This is a genomic window from Streptomyces sp. NPDC001204, from assembly GCF_053598035.1.
In genome coordinates, this window is record NZ_JBSFJL010000050.1 from 38,237 (window position 1) to 49,043 (window position 10,807).

At 68.4% G+C, this 10,807-nt stretch carries 5 protein-coding genes; 2 read left to right on the forward strand and 3 right to left on the reverse strand.

What is annotated here, in order from left to right; translation table 11 throughout:
• Nucleotides 1-297: 297 nt before the first annotated feature.
• Nucleotides 298-7,701 (forward strand): DNRLRE domain-containing protein, encoded by a 7,404-nt coding sequence (locus ACWC91_RS39230; protein WP_450641828.1) that lies wholly within the window; start codon nt 298-300, stop codon nt 7,699-7,701.
• Between the two features lie 56 nt (nt 7,702-7,757).
• Here the strand turns inward: ACWC91_RS39230 and ACWC91_RS39235 are convergent, their stop codons facing one another.
• From ACWC91_RS39235 to ACWC91_RS39245, 3 genes are all read right to left on the reverse strand, one after another.
• Complete coding sequence (locus tag ACWC91_RS39235) at nt 7,758-8,270, reverse strand: Imm21 family immunity protein (RefSeq protein ID WP_450641829.1); 513 nt, start codon at nt 8,268-8,270, stop codon at nt 7,758-7,760.
• Nucleotides 8,271-8,314: 44 nt separating this feature from the next.
• Complete coding sequence (locus ACWC91_RS39240) at nt 8,315-8,464, reverse strand: hypothetical protein (RefSeq protein WP_450726260.1); 150 nt, start codon at nt 8,462-8,464, stop codon at nt 8,315-8,317.
• Between the two features lie 476 nt (nt 8,465-8,940).
• The gene (locus ACWC91_RS39245) at nt 8,941-9,678 is read right to left on the reverse strand and encodes a hypothetical protein (protein ID WP_450641831.1); all 738 of its coding nucleotides are present in this window, start codon (nt 9,676-9,678) and stop codon (nt 8,941-8,943) included.
• A gap of 379 nt (nt 9,679-10,057) precedes the next feature.
• Here ACWC91_RS39245 and ACWC91_RS39250 point away from each other — a divergent pair, with 379 nt between their 5' ends.
• Nucleotides 10,058-10,720 carry an ISAs1 family transposase gene (locus ACWC91_RS39250; protein WP_450726262.1) on the forward strand — a complete coding sequence of 221 codons (663 nt, stop codon included), beginning with the start codon at nt 10,058-10,060 and terminating at the stop codon, nt 10,718-10,720.
• The last annotated feature ends 87 nt before the right edge of the window (nt 10,721-10,807 follow it).

The following is a 10,807-nucleotide window of genomic DNA, read 5'->3' on the forward strand; positions in this document are numbered from 1 at the left end:
AGGGGGGCGAGTCCCCCTGCCCCTGGAAGCCCCATTCGAGTTGCGGAGACGCGATCGGGTGGGGCTTTTCGTGTGCACGGAGACGCGTGGACTCGACCCACTGAGAACACGATTCGGTCACATGATCTTCACGCTCCTCAGGCAGTGCCTTATTTGTCGCATTAGTCCCTTGTTGTGTCTCTGTATGTTCAAGTCGATCAAGGTTATTGACCATGACTTGTCAAAAGGGGCACCAAGAAAATGAAGGAAGAGTCATCCCCACTGTGGGGGCGGCACGCGTTGCCGTCCCGCACACGCTTGAGACGCACAGCCCTGGTGGCGGTGCTGGCGCTGACGGTGGGTCTGGTTGAGGCGGGAACGGCAGTCGCCAAGCCGGTCTCGACCACCGCGGAGCAGCCGAAGCCGCTGGGTCCGGCGGAGGCGGAGGACGCGGCGTCTGCGCTGTTGACGGCGCGGTTGCAGGATCGCCGCATAGAGGTCACGGGGGAGCGCACCGACTCCACCACGACGTGGGCGAACCCGGATGGCACGACCACAGTGGAGTCGTACACCGGGCCGATCCGTGTGCGGGACGAGCACGGCACCTGGCGGCCGGTGGACACCACGCTGGTCGCCGGCGGCGGGGTGGTGGCGCCGAAGATGGCGGCCGCCGATGTGACACTCTCGGACGGCGGGACGGACCAGACGCTGGTTCAGGTCGGGCGAGGGAAGCACGCGCTGGGCGTCGCCTGGGAGGGCAAGCTGCCCAAGCCCCGGCTGAACGGCTCGACCGCGACGTACCCCGGTGCAGTGAAGGGCGGCGACCTGGTCGTCACGGCCCTGAAGGAGGGCTTCACGCACAACGTCGTGCTCCGTGAACGTCCGGACGGGCCGGTGGAGTACCGGCTTCCGGTCGATGCCACCGGGCTGCGCCTCAAGGAGACCGCCGACAAGCGGCTGGTCTGGGAGGACGCCAAGGGTGAGGCGAGGGCCGGCGCGCCGGCGCCGGTCATGTGGGACTCCTCGCACGACAAGGCATCGGGGGAGCCCGAACACCTGGCGCCGGTAGACGTTGACATCGTCGACGCCGAGGACGGCAGGGGGCAGGTGCTGGTGCTCAAGCCCAGCGCCGCCTTCCTGTCGGATCCCGACGTGACGTATCCGGTGACGATCGACCCCACCGACTCGCTGATGGGTCCGACGACCGACACCTGGGTGCAGTACAAGGACTACCTCACCTCGCAGCGTGGCTCGACCGAACTGAAGGCGGGCACGTACGACGGCAGCGAGAAGGCCCGGTCCTTCCTGAAGTTCAACGTCTCGAAGTACTCGGGCAAGCACGTTCTCGATGCCAAGCTGCGGTTGTACTCGTACTACTCGTCGACGTGCAGCACGTCGAACTCGGGCGTCGAGGTACGCCGAATCACCACCGACTGGGATCCGTCGGCGATCACGTGGTCGGCACAGCCGTCCACGACAGCGACCGGCGCGGTGGTCGTCAAAGACGCCAAGGGCTACAACTCGTCCTGTCCCGCCGGGTACAGCACGTGGAACGTGAGCCCCATCGTGCAGTCGTGGGCGGACGGGCAGGCCAACTACGGTCTGCGGATGGCTGCGGTCACCGAGACCGACCCGCTCACCTGGCGCCGCTACCGGTCGGCGAACTACGTCGACGGCTCCCACGACCCGGCCTCCGAGCCGTCGCTGACGGTGCAGTACAACACCAAGCCGGGCACGCCCACCGCGCTGTCCCCGCTGACCGGGGCGGCCATCAACAGCACGAGACCGACGCTGTCTGCCAAGTCGACCGACGCCGACGGCAACACCGTCACGCTGAGCTTCGAACTCTGGAAGTCGGACGGCACCGCGGCCCTGCAGTCCGGCAAGTCGGTGGCAGTGGCGTCCGGCGCGACGGCGACGTGGACGCCCGGCACCGCGCTGGCCGAGGGCTCGTACAAGTGGCGGGCGATGGCCTCCGACGGCACCGACTCCAGCGCTTGGTCGTCGTTCCAGACGTTCACCGTGGACACAACCAAGCCGGGCGCGCCGTACGTCTCGTCCACGGACTACCCGCAGGACGGCAAGTGGCACGGCGGCGCCGGAACCTCTGGCAAGTTCACCTTTACCCCGGCCGCCGGCACCACTGACCTGGCCGGGTACGTGTACTCGCTGGACGGCGCCGCGGCGCAGACCGTGACCGCCACTGGCTCGACCACGGTCACGCTCACCCCGGCCGCCGACGGCCACCGCACCCTGCGGGTGCAGGCCAAGGACAAGGCGGGCAACGTATCCACGGCCGTCACCTATGACTTCCTCGTCGGCCAGGGCGCCATGGTGCAGCCCGCCGAGGGCGCCGTCAGTGCCCGCCGGGTGAAGCTGGAGGTGGACGCGGAGCCCAAGTACACGCGCGTCACCTTCCAGTGGCGGCGCGGCCCGGGCGCGTCCGTCTACGACGTCCCGCTCGCGAACCTGACCAAGGCCGACAACACCCCGTTCACGGCACAGAAGACGCCGCTGTCCGCCATGGGCGCGCACGCCAACTGGTCCGTGCTGGAAACCCTCGGCCAGATCGGCGGCGTCGTCCAGGTACGGGCCCAGCTCTACACGGACAACGACGCCGATGCCGCGTACATCAGCGAGTGGCGGGGCTTCACCGTCGACCCGAACGCCGATGGCGCGGCCTCCGAGGAGGTCGGCCCCGGCTCGGTGAACCTGCTCACCGGGGACTACTCCGTCAGCGTGACCGACGCCGACGAGTTCGGCCTGTCCTCCTCCCGCACCGCCTCCTCCCGCGGCACCGACCGCGGCTGGATGCCGCAGGGCGAGCGGCTGACCGCCAACCAGCAGGACATATCCACCGACACCAGCGGCTTCACCGCCACCACGGCCACCCTCAGCCGCGTCACCAACCTCGGCCAGGACGGCTCCACCGACTCGCTGAAGATCCTTCCGACGTCCAGCACGAGCGCCGACACCTACGCGTCGGTCGGCGGCGACAGCGGAGCGCTGCGACTCGGCATGAAGCCGGGCAAGACCTACCGCCTCTCCGCCTGGGCCTACGTCCCCTCGGCGACCGGCCTGTCTCCGCAGCACACCAACGGCCTGCGGCTGTACGCCGCCTTCGCCACGCCGTCAGGCACCGTGACGAAGACCTCGCGGAAGGTGCCGTACACCGACGCCTGGGCGGAACTGACGCTGGACTTCACCGTCCCGGCCGACGCCACCTCCGCCTACCTGCGGCTGTACAACGGCTTCGCCGCGGACTCCGGCAAGGCGGTGCACTACGACCACCTGTCGCTGCGCGAGCTGGTCGCGCCCTTCGGCCCCGAGTGGGCCGGCGGCGCATCCGGGGGTGTCACGGACAACGACTACTTCTCGCTGGCCTTCCCGGGCAAGGACGTGGCGGTGATCACCGCCTACGACGACAGCACCGTCACTTTTGCCAAGAGCTCCGACGGCTCCTTCAGCCCCGAGCCCGGTGCCGAAGGACTGATCCTGAGGGCGTCCGGCAGCAGTTATCTGCTGACCGACGACGACGGCACGATCACCACGTTCAAGAAGCAGACCGGCTCAGACGTGTATGTGGTCGAGTCCGTTTCCGGCACGGACGAGGCATCCACCAGTCGGTACACGTACGACACGACCGACGGCCGCTCCCTGGTCAAGCGGGTGATCGGCGAGGCAGAGCCGGGCGTCGACGACACCGCGCAGTGCACCGGCAGCGTGCCGGCGCGTGGCTGCGAGGTGCTGGAGTACGTCTACGCGACGGCTACCACGGCCAGCGCCACCACGCCCGGTGATGTGGTGGATCGCGTCAAGGCTGTGCGGATCTGGTCCTGGGACCCCGCAGCCGGAGCCGTCACCGCCGTCGACGTGGCCACCTACCGCTACGACCAGCTCGGTCGACTGGTCGAGGCATGGGACCCGCGTAAGGGCACGGCCTCCGACACGGCGGTCTTCAAGACCATTTACACCTACGACAGCGGCAACCGCCTCACCAAAATCGACACCGCCGGTGAGCTGCCCTGGTACTTCGACTACGGCAAGGCCGGAGCCGACCAGGACCCGGGGCGCCTGCTCCAGGTCCGACGCCCCGCACTCAAGCCGGGCAGCAAGGACGTCGTCGAGGGCGAGACCGCCTCGAAGGTGGTCTACGAAGTGCCACTGACCCGTTCCGCGGGCGGGCCCCACGACCTCGACGGGGCCAGTGCGGCCAAGTGGGGCCAATCTGATGTGCCCACGGACGCGACCGCCGTCTTCGACGACGCGTCGAACCCCGGCACCAACACCGCCACGTCGACCACGCCGGGGAAGGACGGCTATCAGCAGGCGCTCGTCCATTACCTGAATGCGTCCGCGCAGGAGGTGAACACCGCCACCTGGTCCCCCCTCGGCGTCGGTGACATCGGCACTGTCGAGTACGACCGTTTCGGCAACACCGTCCGGAAGCTCGATGCTTCCGCCCGTCTGCTCGCCCTGGGGCTCGGTGAGGACGCCGCAGAGCGTGCCGTCGAACTCAACCTGCCGGACGACTCCGCCGCTCGAGCCGCGTTGCTGGACTCCCGTGCCGTCTACAGCCGGGACGGCCAGGACGCGCTCGAAGAGCTGGGTCCCGTCTATCGGGCCCTGCTCGACGAGGCGGTGCCGGCACAAGCCGACCCTCCCATGCCCGCGCTCGCCGCCGGCACGTCGGTGCTCGTCCGCGAGCACACCGTCCACCGGTACGACGAGGGCAAGCCCGACGGTGCGGCCTATCACCTGGAGACCACCACCCTCGACGGCGCGAAGATCGAGGGATACGCCAACGACGTCGAGGTCCGGGTCACCAAGACCGGCTACGGCACCCCGATCGGCGGCACCTCCGGCTGGACCCTGCGCACCGAGACCTCGGTGATCACGGACGCCGTGGTCGGCGGGGCGAATATGACCGCCACACTCAAGTACGACGCGGCGGGTCGTGCGGTCGAGTCCCGCAGGCCGGGCTCGAACGGCGCGGACGCGGGCACGGTGAAGACCGTGTTCTACACGGCCGGCGCCAACCCGGACGACGCCGCGTGCGGCAACCGCCCCGAATGGGCGGGCAACCCGTGTGTCACGCTGCCTGGCGGCAAGGTCACCGGCGCCGACACCACGCGCATGCCGGACACGCTACCGGTCAAGCGGGTCACCCGCTACTCCCGCTTCGGGGACGTCGAGGAGGTCACGGAGACCAACGCGGGCAAGACCCGCACGAGCACCACCGTCTACGACGCGGCCGACCGGATCGTCTCCACGAAGATCACCGGTGACCTCGGCCAGGACCTCCCCGAGGTCACCACCGAGTACGACCCGGTCACCGGCAACGCGGTCAAGACCATGGCCGGCGGGAAGACCGTCACCCGGGTCTTCGACGCCCTGGACCGCCTGCTGTCCTACACGGACGCCGACGGCGGCACGACCACGACCGAGTTCGACAGGTTCGGTAAGCCGGTCAAGGTCAGCGACAACACCGGGCACACCACCTATACCTACGACCGCACCAAGGAACCTCGCGGCATGGTCACCTCGGTGATCGACAGCATCGCCGGAACCTTCACGGCCAGGTACGACTCCGAAGGTCGTCTGGTAGAACAGACGTATCCCGGAGGGTACGTCCGCAAGGACACGTTCAACTCCGCAGGCGGTGGCACCGGCCGTACATACACCCGCGTCTCCGACGGCGAGGTCGTCTACGGCCAGCACCTGGAGATAACGACGCAGGGCGCCGTCGCAGCCGACACCAACTCCACCGACAGCAAGGAGTACACCTACGACCGGCTCGGCCGCCTGATCAAGGCGGCCCAGACCACCACCACCGGCTGCACCACCCGCGCCTACGCCTTCGACGAGGCCGGACGCAGCATCACCGGCCGCATGAACCGTACCTCCAAGACGGTCTTCGCCGCCGCCGAGGACGGCTCGTGCACCAGCACCGGCGGCACGGTCACCACCAGCGCGTACGACAGCGCCGACCGGCTCCTGACCGCCGGCTACACGTACGACGCCTTCGGCCGCGCCACCGCCACCGGCACCGGCTCGGTCAACACCTACTGGGACAACGACCTCGTCGCATCCCAGACCGTGGGCGACAAGCGCCAGTCCTGGAGTCTCGACCCGGCCCACCGCTTCACCGCCTTCACCACCGAGACGAAGCAGCCCGACGGCACTTGGGCCAACGCGACCAGCAAGCTCAACCATTACGGAGACGACTCCGACGAGCCCCGCTGGATCATCGAGGACACCACCCAGGGCACCCTGACCCGCAACGTCTCCGGCCCGGACGGCGACCTGACCGCCACCACCTCCGCCACCGGCGATGTGGAGCTGCAGTTCGCGAACCTGCACGGCGACGTGGCCGTCACCCTTGCTCCGACGACGACCACGCCGAAGGTCCTCACCTTCGACGAGTTCGGAGTGCCCACCGAGGGCCAGGCCACCCAGCGCTACGGCTGGCTCGGCGCCAAGCAACGCTCCTCCGAGGCACTCGACAACGTCATCCTCATGGGAGCCCGCCTCTACAGCCCCGAGCTCGGCCGCTTCCTCCAGGTCGACCCGGAGCCCGGAGGCAACGCCAACCCGTACGATTACTGTGCGGGCGACCCCGTCAACTGCACGGATCTCGACGGGAACTGGGGCTTCAGCTTCAAGAAGATGTTCAAGAAGGTTGCCCGCGTCGCGGAAGTGGCCTCGTACATCCCGGGCCCCATCGGCAACATTGCCTCCGCCGTCGGAGCGATCTCCTACGCCGCCACCGGCAACTGGCGTAAGGCCGCCGAGATGAGCGTCGGCGTCGCCTTCGGCTCCGCCGGCCGGCTCGCTGTCAAGGGCTTCAAGGCGGCGCGTGCCCTGCGCAAGGCCGGCCGTGTCAACCGCGCGGCCTCACGTGCCCGATCGATCTTCAGACGTTCACGGTGCAACTCCTTCGCGCCGGACACACCGGTCCTGATGGCCGACGGCAGCTATCTGCCGATCAGCGCGGTTCGCATCGGTGATCTGGTGCTGTCGACCGACCCCATCACGGGGCTAAGCACAGCGCAGCCGGTGCTGGACGTCATCTCCGGATTCGGTCTCAAGCACCTGATCGACATCGACACAGATGCCGATCCCACGAACGGCAGCCTCGTCGCCACCGCCGAGCACCCGTTCTGGGTCATCGGGAGGGGATGGACGTCCGCCCAGCGGATCCGGGTCGGCGACCGACTTCTGAACCCGTCCGGGGCCGACCATGTCGTCCGCCGCGTCGTCGACCTGGGCGAGGTCGAGAACCAGTCCGTCTTTAACCTGAACGTCGGAAACGTTCACACCTTCGTCGTCAACGACGGCACCGCCAATGAGGTCGTGCACAACGCCAACGACTGCCCCGTCGTGCGCGTTCAGGGACGGGCCGGCGGAGGCATCGTGACTCCGGGGCCCTTCGCCCGATACGGCGTCCGGTGGCCCAAGGGAATGTCGCGTAGCTTCACCAACGACGTCCGCACCAAGATTGACAACCTGGGCCGCACCCACGGGTGCCACCGGTGCGGGGCCAAGACGCCGGGCGGGGGACTGAAGCGGTTCATTCCGGACCACTGGCCGGCCGTCTCCATCAACAAGCGTCGGGGAGGGAAGTTGAAGACGCTTCTCCTTCCGCATTGTTCTCGCTGTTCACTACTGCAGCGGGACAAGCTCCGAGCGCTTTCCAACGCGATCAGAAGGAGAAGGTAGGTAGTCCCGGTGGGTCGGCCAGCCCGGCCGACCCACCGGGATCGCCTCGCATCGGATCAGACGGAGACGAGCCGGTCGAGCTGGAACTCCGCCTCGTCGCTCGGAGCGATCAACAACGATTGCACCCGGTACCGCCCCTTCGGGACATCGATGTGGAAGACATCCGACTCACTGACTTCGCTCCCGCCCATCGCGGAGTCCAGGAGCGTGTAACCGCCTTCGAGGGTGATCTCGAAGTGGTCCTGCCAGTCTGCCGATCGCGCAGCGGCCTCCACCGCCGCCTCCAGCCCCTGGTCGTCGTCGGCGGCCACCCACCGGACGAAGGTCATGGCGTTTTCGAGATAGGTGATGGCGAGAGGCTCGCCTCCCAGCGTCAGGACGTCGCCATGATCCGGCAGAACGATCTTTCCCACAGAATCGGCTGCTGTCGCGTCCGCCTCGACGCCGTCCCAGTCGGGCACATACGAATCCGGGCACAGTGCATAAAGGCCGAAGTCCGTTTCGAGCCACCTCACCGGCGATCTCCCCTTTTCGTGATGCGTGGTGCTCTCAAGCCACGTCCATCCCATGTTCCGATCCCGATGCTCCAATGGAGCGTCCGAGATTCCTCAGCCTATAGCGCGGGCCGGCCCTTCTCCACCGCGCGCAGCTGCTCCCAGTCGACCTCGGGGTGGGACTTCGACGCCGACGAGATCCAAATTCCCCTGCGCACCGAGACTCGCGCCGGCCCGAGAACCTGGGTCCGGTCGTACAGGTCGTTCACAGTGCGGAGGCGCTGCGTCTTGGCGCCGTCCGGCCCGACGGTTCTGGTTGGGAGCCAAGTGGGGCAAAAGCGGCTGATACACGTGATGCCTTTCGTCCGTTTGGCTATGCGGGCGACCCGCGGCTGCGAACAGCCGCCGATGCCCTCGCTGCCGACACGGACGCTCCGACCAGCCGCATCGCGGCCGGCCTCGCCCAGCAGCACGGTGGATCGTCCCGGACCTGGGAACGGCTTTTGAACCAAGCTCGTCAGACCGCCTTGGACCCCGACCGGTAAGTCGGCCGCTACGCTGCTGCGCCGCTTTCGACCCAGTGGACGACGTCGCGGGCGCGCCGTGTGCCCTCCTCGGTGAGGATCGTCACGAGGAGGTTCAAGACGGGCTCGGCCATTTCCCGGGCGTATTCGGGGTCTTCCTTGGTGAGCTTCCGCCATGCCGCGTGCGCGTTCGTGATCAGTTGGTAGGTGTCGTCTTGTGGCTACGCTTTGACCTCCCGGCGGCGCTGCGCCGTCTCGACGAGGAGCTCGACCGTCTCGGCCCACGCCGTGGTGTTGCGCAGCGTCAGCCAGGCCCGGACGGTCATCGTGTTGACGGTGTATGGGTGTTGGGGGCCGTACTGCTGGGTGAGTGCCGTTTCGAGGTGGTCGGCGGTCAGGATGGCGTCGGCGAGGGTGCCGGTGCCTTGCCGCGCGGCGTGCTCTTGGGCGATGAGCTGCCCCCACAGGATGCGGAAGGACGCGGGCAGGGGTGCCGCCCACTCGTCCGCGACCGGGGCCGCCGCCGGCATCTGCCCGCCGGTCACCCAGGCGCGGGGATCTGCTGGACGCCGAACTGCTGCGTCAGCAGGAGCGTGGTCCCGCCGAATCTTCACGGTGAAGTCGCCTGCGTATGGATCGCTGCGGGGCGCTGGGGGCGCTTGTGCGGGCTCCGGGGCCGGGGGTGGGGGTGTGGGGTGCGGATGGTCGAGGGTGGTCACGGAGCCGTCTACGGCCACGATCAGGGGCCAAGTGGACCCGTCCGCCTCCTTGGCGTTGACGCGGACGGGTCGGCCCCGCAAGGCGGCCTTGATCCGGACCTCGGCGAGGGCGGCGACACGGGCCTCGGCGGGGTCGCCGCCAGGGCCGGTGATCTCCTCACCGTCGAGCGAGGCAGCGCCGTTCGAGCCGACGGTGATGGTGTAGATCGGAGTTGCGGGAACGGTGTCGGGGTCGGTCATGATTCTTCTTTCTCCGCTCTATCCACCCTTGGGGAAGTAAGGCGGCGCCCACCCGAGATAGGTGGCCCCCCATTTCGTTTCAATGTCCGTCGCCGGAACAACATCGATATAACCAGGGCGCAATATGTCGTTGCTCGCGATCTTGCCGTCTCCGAGATACACGGCAACGTGCCCGGCCCTGTGCCCGGTGTCCCAATACATCAGGGCACCCGGCGGCCAGGGTCATTGCGTGATCGAGGTTGGTCCGGTTCGCGTGTGACGTGGTGTCATGTCCGTTGGCGAGGCCGGGAAGCAGCGCAGGCACGACCCGCGGTGATCATGTGGGTGTCGAGTCCATTGATCACCGAGCGAGACCGTGCCTGCCCCTGCATCATCCCTTATGCCCGCGGCGTTCGAGCACCTGGCCCAGGCCAATGCCCCAGCACCGGTCGCTGACGCTGTGCGCCTGCGCAGCTTCCTCAGCCTGCTGCCAGATCCCCGCGACCGCCGGGGTCGTCGCTACCCGCTGGAGGCACTGCTGTGTGCGGCGGCCGCGAGCGTGCTGGCCGGCGCCCGCTCCCTGGCCGCGGTCGGCGAGTGGATCGCTGATGCTCCGCGGTGGGCACTGCGCGCCTGCGGCTTCGCGCCCGATCCGCTGACCGGCGCTGTGCCGGTGCCGCACCCAGCCACCGTTCGGCGCCTGCTCGCCCGGCTCGATGGCGATGTGCTGGATGAGACGATCGGCGCCTTCCTTGCGGCCCGCGCCAGGCGGCCGGAGGACACTGCCGGCAAGCGCCCAGTGCTGCGGGCGATCGCAGTGGACGGCAAGACGCTGCGCGGCTCACGCCACGCAGCCCAGGCGGCGGTGGTGCTGCTGGCGGCGATGGAGCACGCCGGCAGCGTGCTCGCCCAGCGGCAGGTCGCCGACAAGAGCAACGAGATCCCCGCCTTCGCCCCACTGCTCGACACCATGGACCTGACCGGCAGCGTGATCACCGCCGACGCCCTGCACACCCAGCACGACCACGGCACCTACCTGCGCGCACGCGACGCCCACTACTGAGGTTTTCGGGTTGAGGTCGGTGTGGTGATGGCCAGGCCGGTTTCGGTGAGGCAGCCGTCGATGAGGCGGGGGCGGTGCTGGATGTGT

Bases quoted from the DNA above. Each gene is read 5' to 3' on its own strand.
- ACWC91_RS39235 (WP_450641829.1), bottom strand. From the start codon at position 8,270: ATGGGATGGACGTGGCTTGAGAGCACCACGCATCACGAAAAGGGGAGA.
- ACWC91_RS39245 (WP_450641831.1), bottom strand. From the start codon at position 9,678: ATGACCGACCCCGACACCGTTCCCGCAACTCCGATCTACACCATCACC.
- ACWC91_RS39250 (WP_450726262.1), top strand. From the start codon at position 10,058: ATGCCCGCGGCGTTCGAGCACCTGGCCCAGGCCAATGCCCCAGCACCG.